The sequence below is a fragment of the Yoonia sp. R2331 genome, from assembly GCF_041103235.1.
GTDB lineage: Bacteria > Pseudomonadota > Alphaproteobacteria > Rhodobacterales > Rhodobacteraceae > CANMYO01.
In genome coordinates, this window is the sequence record NZ_JBGCUN010000001.1 from 292,577 (window position 1) to 317,464 (window position 24,888).

The 24,888-nt window shown below is 60.9% G+C and carries 26 protein-coding genes and 1 riboswitch; of the genes, 17 read left to right on the forward strand and 9 right to left on the reverse strand.

The window, feature by feature from the left end; all coding sequences use genetic code 11:
- Positions 1 to 204 precede the first annotated feature (204 nt).
- The 12 genes from AB3Y40_RS01500 to AB3Y40_RS01555 all read left to right on the forward strand — a co-directional run bounded on the left by AB3Y40_RS01500 (position 205) and on the right by AB3Y40_RS01555 (position 10,517).
- Positions 205 to 765 (forward strand): OmpA family protein, encoded by a 561-nt coding sequence (locus AB3Y40_RS01500; RefSeq protein ID WP_459553958.1) that lies wholly within the window; start codon positions 205 to 207, stop codon positions 763 to 765.
- Between the two features lie 11 nt (positions 766 to 776).
- Complete coding sequence (locus AB3Y40_RS01505) at positions 777 to 1,115, forward strand: hypothetical protein (protein ID WP_369437035.1); 339 nt, start codon at positions 777 to 779, stop codon at positions 1,113 to 1,115.
- Between the two features lie 152 nt (positions 1,116 to 1,267).
- Positions 1,268 to 2,281: a PhoH family protein gene (locus AB3Y40_RS01510; RefSeq protein WP_369437036.1), complete on the forward strand. Its 1,014-nt coding sequence runs from the start codon at positions 1,268 to 1,270 to the stop codon at positions 2,279 to 2,281.
- Entirely contained in the window at positions 2,278 to 2,778 is a 501-nt protein-coding gene (gene ybeY / locus AB3Y40_RS01515; protein WP_369437037.1) for an rRNA maturation RNase YbeY, read from the forward strand. The genes AB3Y40_RS01510 and ybeY overlap by 4 nt, the downstream gene beginning before the upstream one ends.
- A gap of 23 nt (positions 2,779 to 2,801) precedes the next feature.
- Positions 2,802 to 3,680, forward strand: a complete 879-nt coding sequence (locus AB3Y40_RS01520; RefSeq protein ID WP_369437038.1) for a hemolysin family protein — start codon at positions 2,802 to 2,804, stop codon at positions 3,678 to 3,680.
- A 4-nt stretch (positions 3,681 to 3,684) separates the two neighbouring features.
- Positions 3,685 to 5,160, forward strand: a complete 1,476-nt coding sequence (lnt, locus tag AB3Y40_RS01525; RefSeq protein ID WP_369437039.1) for an apolipoprotein N-acyltransferase — start codon at positions 3,685 to 3,687, stop codon at positions 5,158 to 5,160.
- Between the two features lie 36 nt (positions 5,161 to 5,196).
- Positions 5,197 to 5,247, forward strand: a riboswitch (SAM-SAH riboswitch).
- 4 nt (positions 5,248 to 5,251) lie between these two features.
- Complete coding sequence (gene metK / locus AB3Y40_RS01530) at positions 5,252 to 6,433, forward strand: methionine adenosyltransferase (RefSeq protein WP_369437040.1); 1,182 nt, start codon at positions 5,252 to 5,254, stop codon at positions 6,431 to 6,433.
- A 99-nt stretch (positions 6,434 to 6,532) separates the two neighbouring features.
- The gene (trmB, locus tag AB3Y40_RS01535) at positions 6,533 to 7,246 is read left to right on the forward strand and encodes a tRNA (guanine(46)-N(7))-methyltransferase TrmB (protein ID WP_369437041.1); all 714 of its coding nucleotides are present in this window, start codon (positions 6,533 to 6,535) and stop codon (positions 7,244 to 7,246) included.
- Between the two features lie 176 nt (positions 7,247 to 7,422).
- Positions 7,423 to 8,775, forward strand: a complete 1,353-nt coding sequence (aroA, locus tag AB3Y40_RS01540) for a 3-phosphoshikimate 1-carboxyvinyltransferase (RefSeq protein ID WP_369437042.1) — start codon at positions 7,423 to 7,425, stop codon at positions 8,773 to 8,775.
- The gene (cmk, locus tag AB3Y40_RS01545) at positions 8,772 to 9,386 is read left to right on the forward strand and encodes a (d)CMP kinase (RefSeq protein ID WP_369437043.1); all 615 of its coding nucleotides are present in this window, start codon (positions 8,772 to 8,774) and stop codon (positions 9,384 to 9,386) included. The genes aroA and cmk overlap by 4 nt, the downstream gene beginning before the upstream one ends.
- Before the next feature lie 57 nt (positions 9,387 to 9,443).
- Entirely contained in the window at positions 9,444 to 9,962 is a 519-nt protein-coding gene (locus tag AB3Y40_RS01550) for a hypothetical protein (protein WP_369437044.1), read from the forward strand.
- A gap of 111 nt (positions 9,963 to 10,073) precedes the next feature.
- Positions 10,074 to 10,517, forward strand: a complete 444-nt coding sequence (locus AB3Y40_RS01555; RefSeq protein ID WP_369437045.1) for a GNAT family N-acetyltransferase — start codon at positions 10,074 to 10,076, stop codon at positions 10,515 to 10,517.
- A gap of 22 nt (positions 10,518 to 10,539) precedes the next feature.
- Here the strand turns inward: AB3Y40_RS01555 and AB3Y40_RS01560 are convergent, their stop codons facing one another.
- From AB3Y40_RS01560 to AB3Y40_RS01575, 4 genes are all read right to left on the reverse strand, one after another.
- Positions 10,540 to 11,508 carry a GHMP family kinase ATP-binding protein gene (locus tag AB3Y40_RS01560; RefSeq protein WP_369437046.1) on the reverse strand — a complete coding sequence of 323 codons (969 nt, stop codon included), beginning with the start codon at positions 11,506 to 11,508 and terminating at the stop codon, positions 10,540 to 10,542.
- Positions 11,505 to 12,233 (reverse strand): NTP transferase domain-containing protein, encoded by a 729-nt coding sequence (locus AB3Y40_RS01565; RefSeq protein ID WP_369437047.1) that lies wholly within the window; start codon positions 12,231 to 12,233, stop codon positions 11,505 to 11,507. Before AB3Y40_RS01565 ends, AB3Y40_RS01560 begins: the two co-directional genes overlap by 4 nt.
- Positions 12,234 to 12,391: 158 nt before the next feature.
- Positions 12,392 to 12,595 carry a SlyX family protein gene (locus AB3Y40_RS01570; protein WP_369437048.1) on the reverse strand — a complete coding sequence of 68 codons (204 nt, stop codon included), beginning with the start codon at positions 12,593 to 12,595 and terminating at the stop codon, positions 12,392 to 12,394.
- A gap of 9 nt (positions 12,596 to 12,604) precedes the next feature.
- Positions 12,605 to 13,396, reverse strand: coding sequence for a phenylalanine 4-monooxygenase (locus AB3Y40_RS01575; RefSeq protein ID WP_369437049.1), 792 nt, complete (start codon positions 13,394 to 13,396; stop codon positions 12,605 to 12,607).
- 105 nt (positions 13,397 to 13,501) lie between these two features.
- On the opposite strand from AB3Y40_RS01575, the gene AB3Y40_RS01580 reads away from it, so the two are divergent.
- The 4 genes from AB3Y40_RS01580 to hisG all read left to right on the forward strand — a co-directional run bounded on the left by AB3Y40_RS01580 (position 13,502) and on the right by hisG (position 17,353).
- On the forward strand, positions 13,502 to 13,963 hold the full coding sequence (locus AB3Y40_RS01580) for an Lrp/AsnC family transcriptional regulator (protein WP_369437050.1): 462 nt from the start codon (positions 13,502 to 13,504) through the stop codon (positions 13,961 to 13,963).
- A 74-nt stretch (positions 13,964 to 14,037) separates the two neighbouring features.
- Positions 14,038 to 15,585 carry a histidine--tRNA ligase gene (gene hisS / locus AB3Y40_RS01585; RefSeq protein WP_369437051.1) on the forward strand — a complete coding sequence of 516 codons (1,548 nt, stop codon included), beginning with the start codon at positions 14,038 to 14,040 and terminating at the stop codon, positions 15,583 to 15,585.
- Positions 15,585 to 16,664, forward strand: a complete 1,080-nt coding sequence (locus AB3Y40_RS01590; RefSeq protein ID WP_369437052.1) for an ATP phosphoribosyltransferase regulatory subunit — start codon at positions 15,585 to 15,587, stop codon at positions 16,662 to 16,664. The genes hisS and AB3Y40_RS01590 overlap by 1 nt, the downstream gene beginning before the upstream one ends.
- Positions 16,664 to 17,353 carry an ATP phosphoribosyltransferase gene (hisG, locus tag AB3Y40_RS01595; RefSeq protein ID WP_369437053.1) on the forward strand — a complete coding sequence of 230 codons (690 nt, stop codon included), beginning with the start codon at positions 16,664 to 16,666 and terminating at the stop codon, positions 17,351 to 17,353. Before AB3Y40_RS01590 ends, hisG begins: the two co-directional genes overlap by 1 nt.
- Before the next feature lie 26 nt (positions 17,354 to 17,379).
- Here the strand turns inward: hisG and AB3Y40_RS01600 are convergent, their stop codons facing one another.
- Positions 17,380 to 18,915: an AMP-binding protein gene (locus AB3Y40_RS01600; protein ID WP_369437054.1), complete on the reverse strand. Its 1,536-nt coding sequence runs from the start codon at positions 18,913 to 18,915 to the stop codon at positions 17,380 to 17,382.
- A gap of 45 nt (positions 18,916 to 18,960) precedes the next feature.
- Positions 18,961 to 19,392, reverse strand: a complete 432-nt coding sequence (locus AB3Y40_RS01605; RefSeq protein ID WP_369437055.1) for a DUF1489 family protein — start codon at positions 19,390 to 19,392, stop codon at positions 18,961 to 18,963.
- Between the two features lie 159 nt (positions 19,393 to 19,551).
- Between AB3Y40_RS01605 and AB3Y40_RS01610 the strand changes: the two genes are divergently transcribed.
- A complete protein-coding gene (locus tag AB3Y40_RS01610; protein ID WP_369437056.1) occupies positions 19,552 to 21,831 on the forward strand; it encodes an adenosylcobalamin-dependent ribonucleoside-diphosphate reductase in 2,280 nt (759 codons plus the stop codon).
- An 81-nt stretch (positions 21,832 to 21,912) separates the two neighbouring features.
- On the opposite strand, the gene AB3Y40_RS01615 is transcribed toward AB3Y40_RS01610, so the two are convergent.
- The 3 genes from AB3Y40_RS01615 to AB3Y40_RS01625 form a co-directional block, all read right to left on the reverse strand.
- Positions 21,913 to 22,692, reverse strand: a complete 780-nt coding sequence (locus AB3Y40_RS01615; protein ID WP_369437057.1) for an ATP-binding cassette domain-containing protein — start codon at positions 22,690 to 22,692, stop codon at positions 21,913 to 21,915.
- A gap of 1 nt (position 22,693) precedes the next feature.
- Positions 22,694 to 23,806 carry an ABC transporter permease gene (locus tag AB3Y40_RS01620; RefSeq protein ID WP_369437058.1) on the reverse strand — a complete coding sequence of 371 codons (1,113 nt, stop codon included), beginning with the start codon at positions 23,804 to 23,806 and terminating at the stop codon, positions 22,694 to 22,696.
- 86 nt (positions 23,807 to 23,892) lie between these two features.
- Complete coding sequence (locus AB3Y40_RS01625) at positions 23,893 to 24,852, reverse strand: sugar ABC transporter substrate-binding protein (RefSeq protein WP_369437059.1); 960 nt, start codon at positions 24,850 to 24,852, stop codon at positions 23,893 to 23,895.
- Positions 24,853 to 24,888 lie beyond the last annotated feature (36 nt).

Sequence of the window (24,888 nt, forward strand, 5' to 3'; positions counted from 1 at the left end):
GGTTTGCCCCATTTTCGGTACATTTCGTTACCTAAGGTCACCCAATCAACCCATTCAGCACCAATTGTTGCCGGTGCGTACACAATATATGGTAAATATGTCTTTTCTCGGGCATATACCTTGCTAAGGTTACGGAAATTTCCGCTAAGTAGGGCCAAACGCGCGCAGTGTGTGGCGCGCTGCAAAAATCAAGGGGTGAAAGCCGTGGCATCAACATTTCAAAAAGCAAAGTCAGCCTTGGCCGCTGCTCTCGTGCTTGGCATGGTCGCTGGACCAGCCACGGCGCAAGAACAGCGTGTCATCGAAGGTGAAGAATATACGCCAACCATCTGGATTGACCCCGATGGCTGCGAACACTGGGTGATGGACGACGGCTTTGAAGGCTATATGTCCCCGCACCGCAACCGTGACGGCAGCCCGGTCTGCCACCGCAGCGAAATCTGCGGCGTGATCCCGACCGATACGCTGTTTGCCAATGACGAACCGTGGATCCCGGCCCATGCCAAGGCGCAGCTGATGGACTTCTTCAATCAGGCCGACGCCTTTGGGTTCCTGATCTACGGGCACACCGACGCCAACGCATCGGATGAATACAACATGCGCCTGTCAGAGCGCCGCGCCAACATGGTCGCGGGCATCGCCCAAGCGGCTGGCAAGCGGGTTGTGGATGTGCGCGGCTTTGGCGAGCGTCGTCCGCGCGCCGAAGGTCATTCGGCGGCTGCCTACGCGCAGAACCGTCGCGTTGAAATCTACTGCATTAAATAAGGAGCGGCACGATGACTGCATTGAAAATCTCCGCCCTTCTGGTTGCCGGCCTGTCCGTCTCTGGCTGTGCTGAACAGCTGGTCAGCATCGCTGGCATCGAAGGCGGCAACCGTACCGGCGCTGAACGTTTTGTTGACGCCGGCACCGACGCCAAGAACCTGTCGACCCTCGTGGCCGGTATCTGGGTTGACCCCAACGGCTGTGACCACTGGATCATCGACGACGGCATCGAAGGTTACCTGTCAGAGCGTCTGACACCCGATGGCCGCCCGGTCTGTTCCGGCATCGCGCCGCCGAACATTGCGACCGGCCCGTTCCGTCAGGGCACCAACATTCCCGACCCGCTTTAAGGGTTGCCGGAAAACCAATCACGAAGGGGCCGCAACATCACGTTGCGGCCCTTTTTCGTCTCAATCTCGTGACATTTACCACGCTGTCCCTTGCGTCTGCCACAGCGCCTTGCCACCATTGGAATCAGCCACTTTGTGATCAGGAGATTTGATTGGCGACAACCGCCCTTCCCCCCGCTGACGACATTTCGGAAACCTTGCTGGAATTTCCCGACAACTTCTTGTTGATCGACCTCTGCGGTGAACATGACCGCAATCTGGCCACCATAGAAACGCAAACCGGCGTGCAGATTTTGCGGCGCGGTAATCAGCTTGCCATTGTGGGCGAGGAAGGCCCCCGGACAGAAGCCGCCGAGGTGCTGCGCGCGCTTTACCAAAGGTTGGAAGCAGGCAAGACGTTGGAACCCGGCGACATCGACCGCGAATTCCGCATGGGCAACCCCGGCCCCGAAAACCCGACCGAGCCGGGCGACCAGAAAGAACTGTTCAAAGGCGGCAACGCCGACCGGATCGAGATCAAGACCCGCAAGAAACTGGTCGAACCCCGCACAGAGGCGCAAAAGGCCTACGTGCGCAGCCTGTTTGACAATGAACTGGCCTTTGGCATCGGCCCTGCGGGCACTGGCAAGACCTATCTTGCGGTGGCGGTGGGCGTGAACATGTTCATTTCTGGCCATGTGGACCGGATCATTCTGTCGCGTCCGGCGGTCGAGGCGGGCGAAAAGCTGGGCTATCTGCCGGGTGACATGAAGGACAAGGTCGATCCTTATATGCAGCCGCTTTATGACGCGCTGAACGACTTTTTGCCGGGCAAACAGGCCGCTAAACTGATCGAAGAAAAACGGATCGAAATCGCGCCGCTGGCCTTCATGCGCGGGCGGACGCTGTCGAATGCCTTTGTGGTACTGGACGAGGCGCAGAACGCCACGTCGATGCAAATGAAGATGTTCCTGACCCGTTTGGGTGAAGGCTCGCGCATGGTCATCACCGGGGACCGCACCCAGATTGATTTGCCACGCGGCGTGTCTTCGGGGCTGTGGGATGCGGAACGGCTGCTGAAATCCATCCCCAAGATCAGCTTTAACTACTTCACCTCAAAGGATGTTGTGCGCCACCCACTGGTCGCCGCAATTATCGAAGCCTACGAGGCGGAAGAGGCGAAGTGACTGTCGATTGCCTGATCGAGGACACACGCTGGGCTGCATTTGAACTGGAACCGCTGGCCAAGGCCGCCGTTGCGGCCGCACTTGAAGGTGTGGGGCTGGAACCGACCGTCTGGGATATCAGCCTGATGGCCTGCGACGATGCCCGGATCGCCACGCTGAACGCGGATTTTCGCGGCAAACCGCAGCCGACCAACGTGCTGTCGTGGCCGTCCGTCGAACGCGGTGTGGCCGCCGCAGGCGAAACCCCTTTGCCACCTGACCCGACTGAACCCGAACTGGGTGATATCGCCATCGCCTACGACACTTGCGCAGCAGAGGCAGCCGCAGCCGGCAAACCGATGGCCGATCACGTCACCCATCTGATCGTTCACGGGACATTACACCTTTTGGGCTATGACCACGAGCGTGACGCGGATGCCACCCTGATGGAGGGGTTGGAATCACAGATACTTGGCAATATGGGCCTCTCTGACCCATATAGGGATCAGGGCGAATAGCGCCCGCTAGATGGCTGGAGACAATGAACGACACCAATGACGGATCGTCTAACGCGGCGCAACGCGCGCAGGACGACCAAAGAGACGAAGATGATCGCGGCTTTTTCAGCCGCTTGATTGACGCGCTCAACCCCCAGACAGAGACAGCAGAACTGACAGAAGATGCGGGGCGGACAGCGCCGCAGCAAACCACGCTTGGCCTGTTGAACCTGCGCCGGATGCGGGTCGAGGATGTGATGATCCCCTCGGCAGATATCAAGGCCACGCCCGTTGGGGCGTCAAAGGATGAACTGGTGGGCGTGTTTCGCGATTGCGGGTTGACCCGTTTGCCGGTGTTTGACGGTACGCTGGATACGCCGATTGGCTTTGTGAACCTCAAGGATTTTGCGCTGCGCTATGGTTTTAACGGCGACGGCGACAGCTTTAATTTGCGCGATATGGTCCGCCCTCTGTTGTTCGTACCACCGTCGATGTCGCTGGGTGTGCTGCTGCAAAAGATGCAGGCCGAACGCACCCATATGGCGCTGGTGATCGACGAATATGGCGGCACCGATGGGCTTGTCACCATCGAAGACCTGATTGAACAGGTTGTGGGCGCCATCGAAGACGAACATGACGTGGACGAGGCGAAAAGCTGGGTCGCCGAAGGCAGCGGCGTCTATCTGGCGCAGGCCAAGACCGATCTTGAGGATTTCGAAGCCGAGATTGGCATGGCGCTGACCGACCACGAGGATATCGACGAGGAAGAGATCGACACGCTTGGCGGTCTGGTTTTCATGCTGTCCGGCCATGTGCCTGCACGGGGCGAGCTGATCCCGCATCCCAATGGCGTGGAATTCGAGGTGCTGGACGCCGACCCTCGGCGAATCAAGCGCCTGCGGGTGCGTATGCCCAAGGGCTGACACGGTGCGGATTGCCTCTTGGTTGCACGACGGGCCGCGCTGGCGCAGGGCAGCTGTTCTTGCGGCATTGGGCGCTATCTGCGGGCTGGGGCAGGCCCCGTTGGGCCTGTGGTGGGCCACGCTTGCGGCCCTTGCGGTCGTCCTGATCCTTGTCCCTGCCGCCCCTACGCCGCGTCGCGCTTTTGGTGCATGCTGGGCCTTTGGTCTGGGCTATTTCGCGCTGACGCTGCGCTGGATTGTTGAACCCTTTCTGGTCGATGCCGCCAGCACCGGATGGATGGCCCCGTTTGCGATTGTCCTGATGGCCAGTGGGGCTGCGCTGTTCTGGGGTGCCGCTGCATGGGGTGCTGCGCGATTGCATAGCGGCGCGCTGGGCCTTGCCATGATGCTCACACTGGCAGAGGCGACACGGTCGCTGATCCTCACCGGGTTCCCCTGGGCGCTGATTGGCCATGTCTGGGTGGACACGCCTATCGCGCAGGCGGCAGCACTTGTCGGGCCTCACGGGCTGACGCTGATCACTTTGGTGATCGCCTGGTCTTTGTCCGTTTCAGTGCGGTTTGACCTGCGCGCGGCGGCGGTTCAGATTTTGGCTGTTGCCGCATGGTTGTTGCTGAACCCCGGACCGGCCCCGGACAATACCGGCCCGATGATCCGGTTGGTACAGCCCAACGTGCCGCAGGATCAAAAGTGGGACCCCGCCAAGCGGCAAGCAAACTTTGACCGCATTCTTGCAATGACAGCCGCGGGCGCGCGGCCCGCGCTGATCGTCTGGCCTGAAACGGCGATCCCGGTGCTGATGGATTTTGCGCAGCCGCAGCTTGATCTCGCGTCAGATGCGGCGGGCGGTGTGCCCTTGATCACCGGCATCAACCGCAGCGACGGGCAGCGGTACTACAATTCATTTGTGCTGCTCGGGCAGGGTGGGGTGACCACCCGTATCTATGACAAGGCGCATCTGGCCCCCTTTGGCGAATACATCCCCTTTGGTGAATGGCTGGACCAATTCGGCATCCGGGGGCTGGCCGCATCGCAGGGCGGCGGTTTCACCGCAGGCGGTGTCCAGCCGCTGGTCGAAATCCCCGGCATTGGCCCTGCGCGCGCGCTAATCTGTTATGAAGGCATCTTTGCCGAAGAAGTGGGCCACACTGACCGCCCGCGCCTGATGGTGCTGATCACCAACGACGCGTGGTTCGGCACTGCCGCTGGCCCCTATCAGCATCTGGCGCAAGCGCAGCTGCGCGCGATTGAACAGGGCGTGCCGATGGTGCGGGTGGCAAATACCGGGGTCAGCGCGATGATTGATGCGCGCGGGCGGATCACCGCAATGGTGCCGCTGGGGCAGGCGGGCGCACCCGATGTGCCGCTGCCACCAGTGCGCGCCTTGACGGTCTATGCACAGACCGGCGATCTGCCGATTTTGATGCTGGCGCTTTTGTCACTGGTGGCTGCGACGTGGCGGCAGCGACGCTTTTCGTGATTGACGCAATTGGACCAGCCGCGTATCGAAGCGGCTGGTTTGTCACAACGGCTTCCTGACGTGACAATGGTACATTTTATCGGAGCATCTCATGGCACGAAACGACTATATCTTCACCTCTGAATCCGTTTCAGAGGGGCATCCTGACAAGGTCTGTGATCGGATTTCCGACGCCGTGCTTGATGCATTCCTCGCTGAAGAACCCGAAGCGCGGGTCGCGGCTGAAACCTTTGCCACCACCAACCGCGTTGTCATCGGCGGTGAGGTGGGCCTGTCGGATCAGGCCAAACTGCATGACTACATGGGCAAGATCGAAGACATTGCCCGTGCCTGCATCAAAGACATCGGCTATGAGCAGGACAAGTTTCACCACGCCACCTGCGAGATTACGAACCTGCTGCACGAACAATCCGCGCATATCGCGCAAGGTGTGGATGCGGCTGCCGACAAGGATGAAGGTGCTGGCGACCAGGGTATTATGTTCGGCTACGCCACAACGGAAACCGACGCGCTGATGCCCGCGCCCATTCAGTACAGCCATGCGATCCTGCGGCGGCTGGCTGAGGTCCGTAAGGACGGCACCGAACCCGCCCTTGGCCCCGACGCAAAAAGCCAGCTGTCGGTGGTCTATAAGGATGGTAAGCCGGTTGGTGTTTCCTCGCTGGTATTGTCGACGCAACATCTGGACCCGGACCTGACCAGTGCCGATATCCGCGCCATCGTCGAGCCCTATTTCCACGAGGTTCTGCCCGCAGGCTGGTTGACCGATCAGACGGTCTGGCACGTAAACCCCACCGGCAAATTCGTGATTGGCGGTCCTGATGGTGACGCGGGCCTGACGGGCCGCAAGATCATAGTGGATACCTATGGTGGTGCAGCCCCCCACGGTGGCGGCGCGTTTTCCGGCAAAGACCCAACCAAGGTTGACCGTTCGGCGGCCTATGCGGCGCGCTATCTGGCCAAGAACATCGTCGCCGCTGGCATGGCTGAGCGCTGCACGATCCAGCTGTCCTATGCCATTGGCGTGGCGGCGCCCTTGTCGATCTATGCCGACACCCATGGGACCGGAGAGGTCGCCCCGGCTGCGATTGAAGCGGCGATTCCGCAGGTCATGGACCTGACCCCGCGCGGCATTCGTCAGCATCTGGGCCTGAACAAGCCGATTTATCAGCGCACGGCGGCCTACGGCCACTTTGGGCGCGAGCCCGATGCAGACGGCGGATTTTCCTGGGAACGCACCGATCTGGCCGAGGCGCTCAAAAAAGCGGTCTAGCCACGGCGGGGTCCACCCCGCCCGACCCATGGATGCAAAGGCGGCACGTTTGGGCCGCCTTTGTTGCGTTTGGAAGGCGGGATTGCTAAGGCGCGCCCCATGAGTACAGACAGACACCCCAGCGGCGCGCCGTGGCGCAATTTCTATGGCCGGTTCAAGGGCAAGGGCCTGCGCGACAGCCAGAAGGATTACCTTGATAAGGATCTTGTGGCGCTGTCGCCCGGTGCGGTGACATGGGATGAAAACCCTGACCGCAATCCGATTGATCCAGGAGGGCTGTTTGACGGCAAGCCAGTTTGGCTTGAGATCGGTTTTGGCGGGGGCGAGCATCTGGTGCATATGGCCAAGACCTATCCGCAGGTGGGGATCATCGGCTGCGAGCCCTACATCAACGGTGTGGCGATGCTGCTGGGGAAGATCCGCGCGGCGGAAGTGGAAAACCTGGCCGTGCACCCCGGCGATGTACGTGATCTGTTTGACGTTTTGCCGGATGGTTGTCTGGACAAAGTGTTCCTGAACTACCCTGATCCCTGGCCCAAAAAGCGGCATCACCGCAGGCGGTTTGTAACGCCGGAACACCTTGGCCCGCTGCACCGAGTGATGAAGATGGGCGCGGAATTGCGGGTGGCGACTGATATCGCCGACTATGTGCGGCAAACACTCGAAGAGGTGCCAAAGGCAGGCTTTGACTGGCTGGCGGAGGGGCCTGACGATTGGCGGCAGCCGTGGGGCGACTGGATTTCGACCCGGTACGAGAAAAAGGCGATCCGCGAAGGGCGGCCCCAGCATTATCTGACGTTTCGCAAGGTCTGACGTCTTGGGGGCCAGCCCCCAAACGCGCCGTATTATTGGGGGCCAGCCCCCAAACGCGCCGTATTATTGGGGGCCAGCCCCCAAACCCCCGGGATATTTTTGGCCAGAAGAAGCAGGGGCGTGGACCCTGCCGATGTGCTGCGCTATCAGGCGTGCAAGTGAAAAAGGAAGCATCCATGTCCGGCCACGGCACCCCGATCCCCATGACATCCCGCCCCTGTGGCCCGCTGAAAGGCGAGGCGCATGTGCCGGGGGACAAGTCGATCTCTCACCGGTCGTTGATCCTTGGCGCGCTGAGTGTGGGCGAGACGCGGATCACCGGGTTGTTGGAAGGTGACGACGTTCTGGACACCGCCAAGGCGATGCAATCCTTCGGGGCAGAGGTGACACAGCACGGGCCGGGCGAATGGTCAGTGAAAGGGGTCGGTGTTGGCGGCTTTGCAGAGCCTGACCACGTGATCGACTGCGGCAATTCCGGCACCGGGGTGCGACTGATTATGGGGGCGATGGCGACCTCTCCGATTACAGCGACATTTACCGGGGACGCATCATTGAACAGCCGTCCGATGGCGCGGATCACCGACCCGCTCGCGCTGTTTGGCACGCAAGCGGTGGGGCGGCAAAAGGGGCGGTTGCCAATGACGCTGGTGGGGGCTGCGGCCCCTGTGCCGGTGCGCTATGAAACGCCTGTGCCGTCGGCGCAGGTCAAATCAGCGGTTTTGCTGGCGGGACTGAACGCGCCGGGTGAAACAGTGGTGATCGAGAAAGAAGCGACCCGCGATCACACTGAACGCATGCTGGCGGGGTTCGGCGCAAAGATCTCGGTGGAGGAAACTGACGCGGGCCGGGTCATCACCCTGAAAGGCCAGCCAGAATTGACGCCGCAGGACATCGTGGTGCCGCGCGATCCATCCTCTGCCGCGTTTCCGGTCTGTGCGGCGGTCATCGTGCCGGGGTCGGATGTGCTCGTCCCCAATATCGGGCTGAACCCGACGCGCGCGGGGCTGTTCACCACGCTGCAAGAGATGGGCGCGGACCTGACATTTGAGAACATGCGCGAAGAAGGTGGTGAGCCTGTGGCGGACCTGCGGGCGAGGTTCTCGCCCGACTTACATGGCATTGCGGTGCCGCCTGCGCGTGCGGCCAGCATGATCGACGAATACCCGGTGCTGTCGGTTGTGGCATCCTTTGCCCACGGGGTGACGGAAATGCAGGGCGTCAAGGAATTGCGGGTCAAGGAATCGGATCGAATTGACGCCATGGCGCAGGGCTTGCGCGCCGCAGGAGTGGACGTGGAAGAGGGTGAGGATTGGTGGAAAATCAATGGTTTGGGCCACGGCAACGTACCGGGCGGGGCCACGGTAGAAACAAGACTGGATCACCGGATCGCCATGGCCTTTGCGGTCATGGGGATGGCCGCCCAAAAACCGATACATCTGGATGATGGTGGCCCGATCACCACGTCTTTCCCGATATTTGAAGGGCTGATGGCTGGCCTGGGCGCGCAATTGGTGCGGAGCAACGGGTGAAGTTCACCGTCGCCATAGACGGCCCCGCAGCGGCGGGGAAAGGCACCATCAGTCGGGCGGTCGCGGCAGAGTTTAACCTGGCACATCTGGACACCGGATTACTTTACCGTGCGGTGGGGGCCGGTGTGATCGCGGGCGGTGAACCGGTGGCGGTGGCGCGGGCGCTGGACCCGGCTGATCTGGAGAATCCCGATCTGCGCACGCAAGCGGTTGCAGATGCGGCCAGTCAGGTGGCGGTGATCCCGCAGGTCCGTGCCGCACTTGTGGCGTTTCAAAAGGAATTCGCCCGCCGTGACGGCGGTGCGGTGCTGGATGGCCGCGACATTGGCACCGTGATCTGTCCAACCGCAGAGGCGAAGCTATATGTCACCGCCTCGGCCACGCGCCGGGCCGAGCGGCGGCACAAGGAATTGACGGAAAAGGGGTTTTCCACCGCCTTTGAAACGGTCCTGGCAGAGGTCAAGGACCGCGATGAACGCGATTCCAACCGGGCCACAGCGCCTTTGCGGGCCGCAAGTGACGCGGTGACGATTGATACCTCTGACCTGACGATAGAGGCGGCCGTCGCGGCTGCGATTGCGGCGGTGCGGGCGAAATATCCGGTCACGTAAGTGTGCCTTAGATGTGGGGATCGAATGGGCTAGCCTGACAGACAGGAGGCCCACACCATGTTCAAACCCCTCGTCTTTGCCCTGTTGTTTGCGGCTGCGCCGCTGGCCGCTCAAGAGGCCGAGCCGCCAATGTCAGTGGGCCGGATGATCGAAATCATCAACGCTCTGGATCCCGATGTCAGCCCGGAAGGCGGCGGAATTTCCTTTACAATTGAGGATGTTCCAGTGCTTGTCTTTGCTGACCCTGCGATGAACCGGATGCGCGCGATGGTGCCAATCCGCCGGGTCGAGGGCATGACCCAGGACGAGTTGGCGCGCGCCATGCAGGCCAATTTTGATACCGCCCTTGATGCACGCTACGCGATCGCACGCGGGCAGCTTTGGGCAGTTTTTATCCATCCATTGAGAGAGTTGGAACGGGATCAGCTGATTTCCGGCATCGGGCAGACAGTGAATATCGCGCTGACCTATGGCACGCTCTATCACGGCGGGGCGGCACAGTTTGGTGGCGGCGACAGCGAGGATTTGCAGCAAGAGCTGCTGGAAGAATTGCTGAAAAAGGGTCAAGACATTTAACGCACCGTCCGCGATGCACAAATGATGCACAGACCATACACATTGTGGGCATACGCAAGGATGAAGGGCTGTTAACTTAACCTTTCATGCCAAGGAAAGGAGTCTGCGCCCATGTCCATTCAGATTAGACCTGCTGCTGCCACGGATCGCGCCGCGTGGGGTGCGCTTTATGCGGCCTATGCGGAATTCTATCAAGTGACCCAAACCGAAGCGATGCGCGACCGGGTGTGGGACTGGGTGATGGACGACGGCCATAGTGTGACAGGGTTGGTGGCCGAAGGGGCAACTGGCCTGATCGGGATTGCCCATGTGCGTGAATTTGCCCGGCCATTGGCGGCGGCAACGGGTGGTTATCTGGATGATCTTTATGTGGACCCCGGCGCACGGGGCGGCGGCGCGGCGGACGCGCTGATCGACGCGGCTCGCGCGCTGGGTGTGGCGCGTGGCTGGGGCGTGATCCGCTGGATCACTGCCGAAGACAACGCGCGGGCGCGCAAGGTCTATGACCGCATGGCCGCAAAAACCGGCTGGGTGACCTATGATCTGCTGGTCTGAGACCGCCAGCATCAGTGACGCCTTAGATCACCCGCGCAAAGGTCCCGGTGGGCTCAATGGCAAAGGGCACCTCGTGGTGGGCCTTGTTCATCAATGTCCGCACCGCCTCTTGCTGGCCATCGGGGCAATAGACCATCACAAAGGCCGAGATTTTGCCGCCCGGTAGCTGCGCAAAGGCCCCAAGATCACGGACGCTGGCAACGATGTCCTTGACGTAATCGTCGGTGAACTTACCCGGTAGGGTCATCTTCAGGCGTTGCTGCTCCCCGATGATTTCGCCAATGCGCCGCATGTCGCCCGCCGCAAAGGCTGATTTCAGCTCGACCCCGATGGCCTTGATCTCGTGCAGGTGGTCCAACCCCTTGTCCAGATGGCTTTCCAGCAGGTTCAGCGAGGGTTTGCTTTTGGCGTGGTGGCCGCCATAGAAAAACAGCATGTTGTGCTGAAACTGTGCCCGCACGTCATCAGACAGCACCAGCGGTTGCGGATGAATGCCGTGCGCGTCGTACTGGATATAGCGGATATCGCCCAACGCGCAGATAGATGGATCGTGATAACCCGACGCGCCTTCGAGAATATCAACCTCGATATGTGCGGCGGCCTCAAGCAGTTCTTGCTGGGTTTTGTCGATGCCTTGCAGACGGAACATTGCATTCAGCAGCCCGACGCAAACTGCGCCAGACGTTCCAAGGCCGGATTCCCCCGCCAGATCGGTCATGACCACCAGATGCACTGGATGTTCCTCCAGACCTGCAACCTGCAAAGCTTCGCGGATCAGATCATTGCGGATGTCGTCCAGCGCAATGACCTTTTCGTGCACATCGGTGTAACGCAGATCAAAAAAGCCATCCATGCTGTCTTTGATGACGACATAGACATGTTTGTCGATGGCCATGCTGACGGTCACGCCGCCAAATTGGTGGGCATAGGATTTGATGTCGGTCAGGCCGCCCGCAAGGGGCAAGCGCAGGGGCGTTTTGGTGACGATCATATCTTTGCCTCCAGTCCTTCCAGCACCCTGACCCGCTGGGCGATGCGCAGTGTGTTGATCTCTGGCGTGGGTTCTGTGCCGCCCAGATGCAACCATTCGTCTTCAATCAGATAGCCGATGTTTTCCCCGTCCATGATCGCGTCCTGCAAGTTCGGCATGATCCGGTATTCCACCTCTTTGCGGCCAGTCATGCGTTTGACCATCGCTTCGGAGAACTTCCAAAGGCCAATGTCCACGTAGTCGCTGTCGCCTTCCCAGGCCTGCGTGATCTGGTGATCGTTCAGGGACACGCGGATCTTGGCATGGGCCGGGTCGCGATCGGCGGCGACGCTTTGCACGATGGGCATCTTGTGCGCCAGAATTGCGGAAAACTGCGTTGGTTTGACATAACCATCCGCCAGCCACACCACGCAAGGACCTGTCAGACCTGCTTTTTGATAGGCCGTCTGGATGGCATGGCCGGTGCCAAGTGCCGCGTCCTGCACCACATAGTTGATTTTCAGACCGTTATAGCTGTCGCCAAAGTAAGATTGGATCTGCTCTTTGAAATGGCCCACCACAAGCGTCAGGCTGGAGGTCGACAGATCAATGCCCGACATGGTCAGATTGCGCACTGACAGTTCCAGAAAGGGGTTGAGGCCGATGGGGTACATGCATTTTTGCAGGTAACCGCCAAGGTTGCCAAATCGGCTGCCTTTGCCGGCCGCGAGACAGATCAGGTTCATGTGGGTTCTTTTCACTTGCTCGATGGGTGTGATGCCGTGGCGGTCAGACCGCGCGCGAGTCGCACTATACCGGCACTGCCCGCACACGGCGAGAGGTGATCGCCGTTACTGAACCTCTGCTGTTTCGTGGGGGGCATGGGGCGACCAGATGTGCCCGCTTACCAATGCGGCGGTTTCTGGTCGGCCAGTGGGACAGAGCCGCCAGCATCAAGGTCACGGCCCGCTTCACGTTCCATCAGCATCGCGACCCGGCGGGTTGCCAGTGCGAGTTCTTTTTCCTGACGGGCGACAACGTCCGACAATTCCTCGACCGTGCGGGTCAGGTGGGCAATTTTTTCTTCAAGCGCGGTGATATCGGTCATAACGACCGCTTACACCGCTTCCTTGGCCGGGAAAAGGGCGGGCAGATCGCCCAGGGCTTTGGCCTTGTCGATCAGGGCCGTGATGTCTTGGTCCAAGGAAGAGGTCAGTTGCGCGAAGTCGGTGATCGCAAAATAGACCGGCTGCACAATGTCGATCCGATAAGGGGTGCGAAAGACTTCGAGCAGGTCGAAATCGCGGATCACCGGGGTGGCCGACATCGCGTGCGCCGCCTCTGCCGGGGACGATGCGATACCCGCGCCATAGCCGCGCAGGCCCTGATCGGTGCGGATCAGACCAAACTCGATCGTGAACCAGAACAGTCGGAACATGTGCCAGCTATACCCTTTGCCAAGCGCGATGGCCGCAGCACCAAAGGCCTGAATGAAATCGGCGTAGGCGGCATTGGTCAGCAGCGGGCAATGGCCAAACACCTCGTGAAACAGGTCGGGTTCCTCGATATAGTCCATCTCTTCGCGGCGCCGCAGAAAAGTGGCAACCGGAAACTTGCGGTCTGCCAGCAGGGCGTAGAACTTGCTGGGCGGGATGATGGCAGGCACGCCTTGTGCGCCCGCACCCGTCAGGGCCGCAAGACGGGCGTCGATGTCGACCACCTGCGGGGTTTTGTCGGGGGTCAGGCCAAGCTTTTTGACACCCTCAAGGTAGGCGGGGGTCATCACGTCAGGCAGGGTCTGCATCTGGCGGGTGAACAATTCGCCCCAGACGGCATCATCCTCGGCCGTATAGGGGTAGCGGCCCTGCGCATCGGCGGTGATGGAACGGTAGACGTGATCTTTCGGCATGGCGACTCCTCCTGTTGGGGAGGATATGCGTGATGTTGCGGAAAAGTTTGCGTTTTGACCCGGAATTTGATCATCTTGGGGTCAGAATTTTTCGAGAAATGGCAAATGGCGGAATTATCAGATCAGGATCGCGCCCTGTTGCGGGCCTTGCAGGCCGATGCGGGCGCGTCGCTGGCGCAGCTGGCCGAACGCTGCGGCATGGCGACCAGCACGGTGTGGCGCAAGGTGCAGGACTTCGAAGCTGCGGGCCTGCTGGTCGGGCGCGTCGCACTCTTGGACCCCAAGGCCGTGGGCGCAGGGCTGTGCGTTTTCGCCACCGTGCGCCTGCGCGACCATTCCGAGGCAGCGATTGCCGGTTTCGCCCGCGTCGTCAGCACGCAGCCCAATATTCTTGAGGCGCACGCGATCTCTGGCTCTGCCGATTACATGCTGAAAATCCGCTGCCGCGATGTGGAGGATTACGAGGCCTTCATGACCCACCATCTGCTGCGCGCGGGCGTAGTGAAATCAGTGGAATCGGCCTTTAGCCTCAAGGCGCTGAAGTTCACCACGGCGCTGCCGGTCTGACCACGGCGGGCAAGACCATTGCCCCCCATGTCCCGCCACGGTAAACGGCCCCCGAACCAACCACAGGACCGGTTATGGCCAAGGACAAGAAACAACCCCGCCCCAAGGCGCAAACGCCCAAGGGTTTCCGCGATTATTTCGGCGCAGAGGTCGAACAGCGCGCACAGATGCTGCGCCAGATCGCCGGGGTGTATCATCGTTATGGCTTTGACGCGTTGGAGACATCGGCGGTTGAAACGGTCGAGGCGCTGGGCAAGTTCCTGCCCGATGTGGACCGCCCGAACGAAGGGGTCTTTGCCTGGGAAGAAGACAAGGATTGGTTGGCGCTGCGCTATGATCTGACTGCGCCCTTGGCGCGGGTCGCGGCGCAATATCGCAACGATCTGCCCAGCCCCTATCGCCGCTATGCGATGGGGCCGGTCTGGCGCAATGAAAAGTCGGGGCCGGGCCGGTTTCGGCAGTTTTATCAGTGTGATGCGGATACCGTGGGTGCGCCGTCTGTGGCGGCGGACGCCGAGATTTGTGCAATGTTGTCGGATTGTCTGGAAGAGGTTGGCATCCCGCGCGGCGACTATGTGATCCGGGTGAATAACCGCAAAGTGCTGAACGGGGTGCTTACTTCTGTGACACGTGGTGCAGAGCAACACGATCTTTCATCGATGAGCCCATCAGAATTTGCCGAATACAGGAAGCAAGAATCTGAGGGCCTGGAAAACGATCCGGTCCTAGATGCCGTTATGAGGCAACTCGATAAATTCGACAAAGTTGGTGTTGATGGAGTTAGGCACCTCCTGACGGGAGGCCGGCATGACCAATCCGGGGCGTTCATTGATGGTGTGAATCTATCGGACCAAATGGCAGAGGGATTTATTGAGTTCTTGCTCGCAAGAGGAGATAGCAACGAGCAAACTATCTCAAAGTTGAGGGAAGTCTTGCGCCACTCCGCAGTGGGTCAAGAAGGTATTGACGAACTTGAGATGATCGCAAATCTCCTCGCCGCCCAAGGCTACGGCCCTGACCGCATCGTCATTGACCCATCCGTCGTCCGTGGCCTCGGCTACTACACCGGGCCGGTTTATGAGGCGGAACTGACCTTTGAAGTCACCGACGAAAAGGGGCGGCCGCGCAACTTTGGCTCTGTCGCGGGCGGCGGGCGGTATGACGATCTGGTCAAGCGCTTCACCGGGCAGGCGGTGCCGGCGACGGGGGTGTCCATCGGGGTGGACCGGTTGCTGGCGGCCTTGCACGCCAAGGGGCGGATGGACGCCGAAGCCCAAGGGCCAGTGGTTGTCACCGTGATGGATCGCGACCGGATGGCGGATTATCAGTCGATGGTTGCGGAATTGCGCAATGCAGGCATCCGGGCAGAGGTCTATCTGGGCAACCCCAAGAACTTTGGCAATCAGCTGAAATATGCGGACAAGCGCAACAGCCCGGTCGCGGTGATCGCGGGCGGGGATGAGTTTGACCGGGGCGTCGTGCAGATCAAGGACCTTGTGCTGGGGGCCAAGATCGCGGAAAGCGCCAGTGCCGACGAATGGAAGGACCGCCCGCAGCAGTTTGAAATTGCGCGGGATCAGATGGTCGCCAAGGTCCGCGCCATTCTGGCGGGCGATGACTGATGCAAGCCCTTGAAATTACAGAAGAAGCCGCGCGGCTGTGCGCGGGTTTTGCAGAACTTGGCGCGCAGGTGGTCGATGCTGATATCCTGCTGTCTGCGGACACGCTGCTGGACCTTTACGGCGAGGATATTCGCGCCCGCGCTTATCTGACTGCTGATCCTTTTGGCGGCGAAATGGTGCTGCGCCCGGACTTCACCGTGCCGGTGGTCGAACAGCACATGCAAAGCCACGCAGAGCCTGCGCGCTATACCTATGCGGGCAAGGTGTTTCGCAAGCAGGAAGACGACCCCGACCGCGCGCATGAATATACCCAAGTGGGTTTTGAAGTTTTCGACGGGCGCGACCCGGCGGGGGCGGATGCCGCCGTTTTTGCCGCGATTTCCGATGCGTTGGATGGGCTGCCCGTGACACCGGTGACGGGCGACATTGGCATCCTGATGGCGGCTGTGCGGGGGCTCAAAACCTCTGAGACGCGCAAGGCCGCTCTGATGCGACACCTGTGGCGGCCCCGCAAGTTCCGCGCGCTGCTGGATCGATTTGGTGGCCGCACAGAGGTGCCAGCCAGCCGGATCGCTCTGCTGGCGCAGGCCGACCCTCTGGCGGGCGTCGATCAGGTGCAAGGCAAACGGTCGCGCGACGAGATCGCAGCGCGGATCGCGGCTCTGCGGGAAGATGCAGCCACCGACCCCATCTCAACCGAGGAAATGGCGCTGATAGATGCGCTGCTGGGGCTGCGCGAAACCGCACCGCATGTCCTCAGCGCGCTGCGCGATATCGCCGTGGACCTGCCCGCGATTGGCGACGCGGTCACCGCAATGGCCGCCCGGCTGGACGCGCTGGGCGCGCGCGGCGTGGCGGTCGATGCGCTGCCGTTCGAAGGGAGCTATGGCCGCACCAGTCTGGAATATTATGACGGTTTCGTCTTTGGCTTTGCCAGTGACGCGCCCGACCTGCCGCCGGTGGCCACGGGCGGACGCTATGACGCGCTGACCGCACGGCTGGGCGATGGGCGCGCGGTACCAGCGGTGGGCGGGGTGATCCGGCCCGATCTGGTCTTGCAGTTGCGGGGGGGCCTGTGATGCTCAAGCTGGGTGTGCCGTCCAAGGGGCGGCTGATGCAAAAGACCTTTGACTGGTTCGGGCAGCGCGGGATCACGTTGCGCAAATCCGGGTCGGACCGTGAATACGCCGGTGCCGTGGACGGGATCGCAGGGGTCGAACTGGTGCTGCTGTCGGCGGGCGAAATCCCGCGGGAGTTGTCGGCGGGGCGCATTCATCTGGGTGTGACCGGGTCCGATCTGGTGCGCGAAAAGCTGGCGCTGTGGGAAACCCAGGTGCAGGAAGTGGCGCGCATGGGCTTTGGCGGTGCAGACCTGATCATTGCGGTGCCGCAGTCTTGGGTCGATGTGGACACGCTGGATGATCTGGATGCAGCCGCCGCCGCGTTTCGTGCGGCCCACGGCCACCGGTTGCGGATTGCGACAAAGTACCACCGTCTGGTGCGCGAGTTTCTGAAGGCCGAAGGGGTCGCGGACTACCGGTTGGTGGACAGCCAGGGCGCGACCGAAGGCACGGTCAAGAATGAAACCGCAGAGGCGATTGCCGACATCACATCCACCGGCGAAACCCTGCGCGCCAATGGGCTGAAAATTCTGGGCGATGGCTTGATCCACGCAAGCCAGGCGACCCTGTTCCGGGGGCGGCGCGATTGCTGGACCAAGGCGCAACGCGCGACCTTGAAGGACCTGCAGGACAAGCTGGGCGTCTAAGGCGCGTCGCCGGTCTGAAGCGCGGCCTACAGGCGGTCGCGCAGCAGACGGCGCAGGATTTTGCCGGAGGGGTTCTTGGGGATCTCGTCCACCTCAATGATCGCGTGCAGTTGCTTGTAGCTCGACAGCGTGGCGGCCATATGCGCGTGGATCGCGGCATCGTCCGGGCCACCTTCGGCGCGGACCACAAAGGCCACCGGCACCTCGCCCGCGTCGTCATCGGCGCGGCCCACGACGCCCGCATCGGTGATCCCGTCAAGGGCCACAAGCGTCGCCTCAAGCTCTGCCGGGGCGACTTGGAAGCCTTTGAATTTGATCAATTCCTTCAGACGATCCGTGATGAACATATAGCCGTCGGGATCAATCCGGGCGATGTCGCCAGTGCGCAGCCAACCATCGGTGACAATAGTCTCAGCCGTGGCTGTGGGGTTGTTCAGATAACCCTGCATGACCTGCGGACCTTTGAGCCAAAGCTCTCCTTCCTGATCGGCGGCGCAGTTGTGGCCGCTTTCGATATCGACGATCCGGGCCTGCGTATTGGGCACCAAAAGCCCGGCCGCACCGGCGCGCGGGGCGGTGCCGGGAACAAGGTGCGACGCTGGCGACAGTTCGGTCATGCCATAGGCCTGCAATACGGTGCAATTCATGCGCGCGGCGATGGCATTGGTCAATTCGGAGCCAGAGGGTGCCGCGGCGATATAGACCTCTTTCACCGCGGACAGATCATAGTCATCCACAAGCGGATGCTTGGCCAGCGCGATGCCCACAGGCGGCACGACCCACATGCGGCTGGTCTGATGGTCCTGCGCCAGTTGCAGGAACATCGGCAAATCAAACCGCGGCATGGTCACCACATGCGCGCCGCGCGCCAGATAACAGTTCAGGCCGACCATCATGCCATAGATGTGAAAGAACGGCAGAAAGCCCGCGATTGCATCGTCAGGTTCAATCACAATGGTTCCCAGGATCTGGTCGATGTTCACCACCAGATTGCGGTGGCTCAGCATCACGCCCTTGGATAGACCCGTCGTGCCGGATGAATAGGGCAGCACAACGGTGTGCTGGTCCAGTTCAACGGGGGTTTGCGCCGCCTGCGGAGCGCCAAAGAGGGCCTCGAACGCAGGGGTTCCGATGATGACAATCTCGTCCACAGCGGTGCCCACGGCAGCTTCGCGCGCTGTGTCAGCAAACATCTCGACCGTGATCAGGATCGTGGCGCCGCTGTCGTTCAACTGATGCGTCACCTCGGGCGCGGTATAGGTCGGGTTGATCGTGGTGATCGTGCCACCGGCATAGGCGATACCGTGAAAGATGGTGGCATAGGTGGGGATGTTGGGGGACATCAGCGCGATGGTGGTGCCCGCCCCCGTGCCACGCGCGTTCAAACCACCGGCAAGGCGTTTGATCTGCTGGATCAGTGCGGCGGCAGTCACGGTTTGCCCCGTTGGGCCATCGGTCAGGACAACGGCATCACCGCGCGGCGACAGACCGTCAAGCACCCGTTCGGTGATGGTTTGGTCCCGCAGCGGGACATCGGGAAATGGGCTTTGAAAGATAGTCATGGCGATCCTCCTGCCCGGCAGCATGGCACGGGGCGGGCGATCTGCCTAGCGTACACCGATAGCGGCAAGCGCCTTTGAAAGCTCAGGCGGCAGCGCTTCTTCATCCTGAATGCCATCGGGCAGGTCTTCGGGCGCGTCCGACGTGGGCAGATAGCGCCAGCCCTGAAACGGGCGCTTGGGGGTGGCGGCCACGCGGATCAAGCCGGGCCTGGACACGATGGCGCAGCGGCGAATGCCATCAGCGCCGATGTATTCGTCCAGCCGCACGACCGGCTGGCGGCACAGGATCACACCTTTGATCACCCAAAAGATCGACCCGCCGTTCAGGATTTCTTCGCCCCGCTTGGGCCACATGCGGGTGATGTGCCGCGGCAGCCCATCAGGGGTCTGCGCGCGCTTGGTCGACTGCCACGCATCAAGGCCAGCGACGTCTTCGGTGCCAACGGAAAGCTTGAGGAGGTGGACGGTTCCTGTCATGAATACTGTCTCGCAGTTTGCGCATGGTTGCGCAAGTGCGACATATCGAATTATTGGCCTATATGGGTGTTGCGAGGTGGGGCAACACAACATATTGTGTAATTCCCGCCAGAAACGACCGAATCTCGCCCTTCGACCTTAGCCCGGAAAGCCACCGCTATGACCCGTTTTGCCGCCCCGATTGCCGAACAAATCTGGGATATGAAGTACCGCTTCAAAGAGGCGGACGGCACCCCGATTGACGCCAGTGTTGAGGATACGTGGAAGCGGATCGCGGGCGCACTGGCCGCCGTCGAGAAGAACCCCAAAAAGTGGGAAAAGACATTCTATAGCGCGCTGGAAGACTTCAAATACCTGCCCGCAGGGCGGATCACGGCAGGCGCTGGTACAGCGCGGCAGGTGACGCTGTTCAACTGCTTTGTGATGGGCACGGTGCCCGACAGCATGGGCGGCATTTTTGACATGCTGAAAGAGGCCGCACTGACCATGCAGCAGGGCGGCGGGATCGGCTATGACTTTAGCACCATCCGGCCAAAAGGGGCTGCAGTGCATGGCGTGGCGGCAGATGCCAGCGGCCCGTTGTCGTTCATGGATGTCTGGGATGCGATGTGCCGGACGATCATGTCGGCAGGCTCGCGCCGGGGCGCGATGATGGCGACGATGCGCTGTGACCACCCCGATGTAGAGGATTTCATCACCGCCAAATCCGACCCCGCGCGGCTGCGGATGTTCAATATGTCGGTGCTGATCACCGATCCCTTCATGGAAGCGGTCAAGGCCGATGGACCTTGGGATCTGGTGTTCAAGGATCAGGTTTACCGCACCGTGCAGGCCCGCGCGTTGTGGGACAAGATCATGCAGTCGACCTATGACTATGCCGAACCGGGCGTGATTTTCATCGACCGGATCAATCAAGCCAACAACTTGAGTTATTGCGAGACGATTGCCGCAACGAACCCCTGTGGTGAGCAGCCGCTGCCGCCGTATGGCGCGTGTCTCCTGGGGTCGATCAATCTGGCGCGGCTGGTCAGTGATCCGTTCGGCGATGCCGCGGGCCTTGATGACGCGGCCCTGACAGAGCTGGTCAGCACCGCGGTGCGGATGATGGACAATGTCGTGGACGCGTCACAATTCCCGCTGGAAGCGCAGGCGCAAGAGGCGCAGGCCAAGCGCCGGATTGGGCTGGGTGTGACCGGTCTGGCCGATGCCTTGCTGATGGTCGGGCTGCGCTATGGCTCGGAAGAGGCGGCGCGTCAGACCGATCAATGGATGCACGCGATCGCCCGCGCCGCGTACCTGGCGTCGGTGGAATTGGCAAAGGAGAAAGGCGCCTTTCCGCTTTTCGATGCAGAGAAGTTCCTGGCCTCTGGCGCAATGCAGGACATGGATGAGGATGTGCGTGATGCAATCCGTCAAAATGGCATACGAAATGCGCTTTTGACCTCAATCGCGCCAACGGGGACGATCAGCCTTTATGCGGGCAATGTCTCATCGGGGATCGAGCCGGTCTTTGCCTATGCCTATACCCGCAAGGTGCTGCAAAAGGATGGTAGCCGGACCGAAGAAGAGGTCGTGGACTACGCCGTGCAGATGTGGCGCGACCTGAAGGGTAATGCGCCGCTGCCGGATCATTTCGTGAATGCCCAGACGCTGGCCCCGCTGGATCACGTGCGGATGCAGGCGGCGGCGCAGAAATGGATCGACAGCAGCATCTCCAAGACCATCAACTGCCCCGAGGACATCAGTTTCGATGACTTCAAAGAAGTCTACATGGCCGCTTGGGATCAGGGCTGCAAGGGCTGCACAACCTATCGCCCCAATGACGTCACCGGGTCGGTGCTGTCGGTGAGCGCGGAAAAAACCCCAGAAGAAGCGCCGCAGACCGTCCAGATTGATGGCGACGGGGCCGAGGTCGTCTATATGTCCGAACCGCTGGACCGCCCGCAGGAACTGGATGGTGCGACCTACAAGCTCAAGTGGCCGGATTCAGAGCACGCGATCTACATCACGATCAATGATCTGGTGATTGCGGGGCACCGACGTCCGTTTGAGGTCTTTATCAATTCCAAGAATATGGAGCATTTTGCCTGGACCGTCGCCCTGACCCGCATGATCTCTGCCGTGTTCCGGCGCGGGGGCGATGTGTCGTTTGTGGTGGAAGAACTCAAGGCCGTGTTTGATCCGCGCGGCGGGGCCTGGATGCAGGGCAAATACGTGCCGTCGATCCTTGCCGCGATTGGTGGCGTCATCGAAAAGCATATGATCGCCATCGGCTTTCTGGAAGGTGAGGGGATGGGCCTGAAGGCCGACCCACAGTCCAATGTCGAGGCGCTGGGCAAGCCGCGCGGCAAGGCCTGTTCGTCTTGCGGGTCTTACGAGCTGCGCATGGTCGAGGGCTGCATGACCTGCGGGTCCTGCGGCTACAGCAAGTGCGGGTAAGAAAACCCCGCCCGTTTCGGGGCGGGGACTGACAGGCGCGGCGGGGTAAACCCCGCCCTACCCAAAATCACCAACGGGGGGTCAAACTGTCCCGCCCAACGACCCTTCGAGTGTGGCGAGTTCCTGACCGCCGGCCATGAGGTCTTGCAGCTCTTCTGGCGTGATCTCACCCTTCATTGCGGTGCCCAGCGTCTTGCCCCGGTTCAACACGGTGAAGCGGTCGCCCACCGCCATCGCATGGCGCACGTTGTGGGTGATAAAGACCACGGCAACGCCTTGCTTGCGCACCTTGTCGATGGTCGCCAGCACGTTGGACGTCTGGCGCACACCAAGGGCAGAGGTCGGCTCATCCAGGATCAGCACCTTCGCGCCAAAGTGCACCGCACGGGCAATCGCAACGGTCTGGCGCTCACCCCCCGACAGGGTTCCTACGGCCTGGTCGGGACCACGCAGGTTGATGCCCATCTTTTTCATCTCGGCCATCGTGACCTCGTCCGCCTTCTTGCTGTCGAGAAAGCTGATCCCCGCGATCTTCTTGATCGGCTCATTGCCCATGAAAAAGTTTCGCGCGACCGACATCAGCGGGATCATCGCCAGGTGCTGGTGCACGGTGGCGATGCCCGCGGCCATCGCGTCGCGCGGGTCGGCAAAGTTCATCGGCTGGCCTTCGAACAATATCTCGCCCGCGGTCGGCTGATGTACGCCTGACATCGTCTTGATGAAGGTCGATTTGCCAGCACCATTGTCGCCCAGCAGGCAATGGCATTCACCGGGGATCACATCGACCGAGACACCGGCGAGTGCGATCACACTGCCAAAGTGCTTTTCGATGTTTTTCATCTGGATCAGTGGTGCAGTCATATCAACGTTCCCCCGTGATGACGCGGCGAATATAGGTGTTCAGGATCACGGCCCCCAAAAGGATCAGCCCCAGAAAAACCCTGAAGAGTGAGCTTTCGACGCCGGCGAAGAACAGCCCCTGCTGCACCACCCCAAAGATCAGCGCACCCAATGCCGCCCCCAGAACCGACCCATAGCCGCCGGTCAGCAACGCACCGCCAATGACTACGGCGATGATCGCCTCAAATTCCTTCAACAGGCCCCGGTCGGCCCCGGCAGAGCCGAATTCCATCACCTGACAGATCGCGAAAATGGTGGCGCAGAAGGCGGTGAACATGAACATCAGGATCTTGACCTGATTGACAGGCACACCAGAGTTGCGTGCACTTTCCGCGTCGCCCCCTGCGGCGAAGATCCAGTTGCCAAAGCGGGTTTTGGTCAGCAGTACATGCCCGAAGACAATCAGGATCACCGCCCAGACCATCATCATCGGGATGCCGTCAACGACCGGTTCGCCCATGCGGTTGCCGCGCTCAAAAACACTGATGATCCCTGCGTCGCCCAGCCATTGAAAGATCGGCTGGCCGATCTTGCCGCCAAAGATCGGGGCCAGCCAGTCGCCTTCTGCCGCGTCCCGGATGCCACCGATGATGGTTTTGCTTTCCAGCGTCTGCGGGATGTAGATCGTAAAGCCGCGCAGGATAAACAGAAAGGCAAGTGTGACGATGAAGGACGGCAATCCGGTGCGGATCACGATGAACCCGTTGAGCGCGCCAATCGCAAGGCAAAGCGCAAAGGTGATCAGGATCGCGAACCACATCGGCCAGGCCAGCACGACGCCAAAGACCGCGATCATCATCCCCGCAAAGCCGATCATCGACCCCACGGACAGATCAAACTCTCCTGCGATCATCAAAAGGCAGGCACCCACGGCGATAATCATGAATTGCGCTGATACAATGCCCCAGTTCATCACGCCCTGTGCGGCAAACATGCCGCTGTCAAAAGCAAACAACAGGAAGAAGGTAAAAACCGCGATCGTGCCGACGATCCCGCCCAGTTCTGGCCGGATCAAGGCTTGTCTGAAGCGCGAGATTTCCTTGACGCGTTCGTCTTTCTGGTCGGTCACAGCCATGTGCGTTGCCCCCGGTATGATGCTGCGTGCGATGAAAAAAGCGGACCCCGGCAGCGCCGGGATCCGCTCGTGTCGTTTCGGCCGCCCTAGCGGAACTCGCCTGCGAACTCTTCAACTTTGGACAGGCCGTCAGCGGTGACAAAGCCGGGGCCAGAGTTGATGTTGTTGCCCGGCAGCACGCCATAGCGGTCCCAGTTGGCAAGGATCACGACAGGCATATAGGCCTGCAGGAAGGGCTGCTGGTCGATGCCCCAGATGATCGTGCCATCCTTGATGCCTTTGACGATCTCTTCGCCAAGGTCAAAGGTGCCAAAGTGGATGTCACCGGCCATGCCGTTTTCCTGGAGTGCTGCAATGGTCGGGTCAGCCGACACAGGGCCCAGCGTCAGGATGCCGTCAACATCGGGGTTGGCCGACAGATAGGCCAGAACCTTGTTCTTGATTTCAGCCGGGTCAGTGCCGCTGTCCATCATCGCGTCACCCAGCTCAATCCCAAGGCCATCAGCATAGCCGCGGCAACGCTCGCCGACGGTGGGCTGCTGGATGGCGTGGTTTACGCAAAGAAACTTGGTCACGCCTTCACCAGCGGCGCGCTGCCCGGCGGCAAAGCCTGCGTCATATTCGGGCTGGCCCACATACATCAGCGCACCCACTTCGCGCGCTTGTTCTGGCGTGCCGGTGTTCATGATGATGACGTCAATGCCTTGGTCCACGGCAGCCGTGATCGGGCCTTGAAGCACGTCATAATCGGCCAGTGTGGTGATGATGCCGTCAGGCTGCGAGGCTGCGGCCTGTTCGATGATCCGCGCCATGTCGGCGATGTCACCGGTGGGCGGGTTGCGGTATTCGACGTTCACGCCAACCTGTTCGCCCGCCAGCGCGATACCGTTCTTGATGGTGTTCCACCATGTGTCGCTGTCGGGTGCATGGCTGACCAGCACATAGCTCAGGTCCGCGTGCCCATCAGCCGCAACACTTGTCGCGGTCATGAACGGCGCTGCCGCAACAGAGGCCGCAAGGGCCAGTGTCTTGATCTTGGATGTCATAAGTTCTCTCCCTGATTTGTGGGCAACGCGGCCCAG

Coding starts and splice junctions, on each gene's coding strand:
- AB3Y40_RS01550 (WP_369437044.1), top strand. CDS start 9,444: ATGTTCAAACCCCTCGTCTTTGCCCTGTTGTTTGCGGCTGCGCCGCTG.
- AB3Y40_RS01565 (WP_369437047.1), bottom strand. CDS start 12,233: ATGAACCTGATCTGTCTCGCGGCCGGCAAAGGCAGCCGATTTGGCAAC.
- AB3Y40_RS01590 (WP_369437052.1), top strand. CDS start 15,585: ATGCAAGCCCTTGAAATTACAGAAGAAGCCGCGCGGCTGTGCGCGGGT.
- AB3Y40_RS01570 (WP_369437048.1), bottom strand. CDS start 12,595: ATGACCGATATCACCGCGCTTGAAGAAAAAATTGCCCACCTGACCCGC.
- AB3Y40_RS01625 (WP_369437059.1), bottom strand. CDS start 24,852: ATGACATCCAAGATCAAGACACTGGCCCTTGCGGCCTCTGTTGCGGCA.
- AB3Y40_RS01575 (WP_369437049.1), bottom strand. CDS start 13,396: ATGCCGAAAGATCACGTCTACCGTTCCATCACCGCCGATGCGCAGGGC.
- AB3Y40_RS01560 (WP_369437046.1), bottom strand. CDS start 11,508: ATGATCGTCACCAAAACGCCCCTGCGCTTGCCCCTTGCGGGCGGCCTG.
- hisG (WP_369437053.1), top strand. CDS start 16,664: ATGCTCAAGCTGGGTGTGCCGTCCAAGGGGCGGCTGATGCAAAAGACC.
- AB3Y40_RS01620 (WP_369437058.1), bottom strand. CDS start 23,806: ATGGCTGTGACCGACCAGAAAGACGAACGCGTCAAGGAAATCTCGCGC.
- AB3Y40_RS01605 (WP_369437055.1), bottom strand. CDS start 19,392: ATGACAGGAACCGTCCACCTCCTCAAGCTTTCCGTTGGCACCGAAGAC.
- metK (WP_369437040.1), top strand. CDS start 5,252: ATGGCACGAAACGACTATATCTTCACCTCTGAATCCGTTTCAGAGGGG.
- AB3Y40_RS01610 (WP_369437056.1), top strand. CDS start 19,552: ATGACCCGTTTTGCCGCCCCGATTGCCGAACAAATCTGGGATATGAAG.
- trmB (WP_369437041.1), top strand. CDS start 6,533: ATGAGTACAGACAGACACCCCAGCGGCGCGCCGTGGCGCAATTTCTAT.
- AB3Y40_RS01555 (WP_369437045.1), top strand. CDS start 10,074: ATGTCCATTCAGATTAGACCTGCTGCTGCCACGGATCGCGCCGCGTGG.
- AB3Y40_RS01520 (WP_369437038.1), top strand. CDS start 2,802: ATGAACGACACCAATGACGGATCGTCTAACGCGGCGCAACGCGCGCAG.
- hisS (WP_369437051.1), top strand. CDS start 14,038: ATGGCCAAGGACAAGAAACAACCCCGCCCCAAGGCGCAAACGCCCAAG.
- AB3Y40_RS01580 (WP_369437050.1), top strand. CDS start 13,502: ATGGCGGAATTATCAGATCAGGATCGCGCCCTGTTGCGGGCCTTGCAG.
- aroA (WP_369437042.1), top strand. CDS start 7,423: ATGTCCGGCCACGGCACCCCGATCCCCATGACATCCCGCCCCTGTGGC.
- AB3Y40_RS01600 (WP_369437054.1), bottom strand. CDS start 18,915: ATGACTATCTTTCAAAGCCCATTTCCCGATGTCCCGCTGCGGGACCAA.
- AB3Y40_RS01505 (WP_369437035.1), top strand. CDS start 777: ATGACTGCATTGAAAATCTCCGCCCTTCTGGTTGCCGGCCTGTCCGTC.
- AB3Y40_RS01615 (WP_369437057.1), bottom strand. CDS start 22,692: ATGACTGCACCACTGATCCAGATGAAAAACATCGAAAAGCACTTTGGC.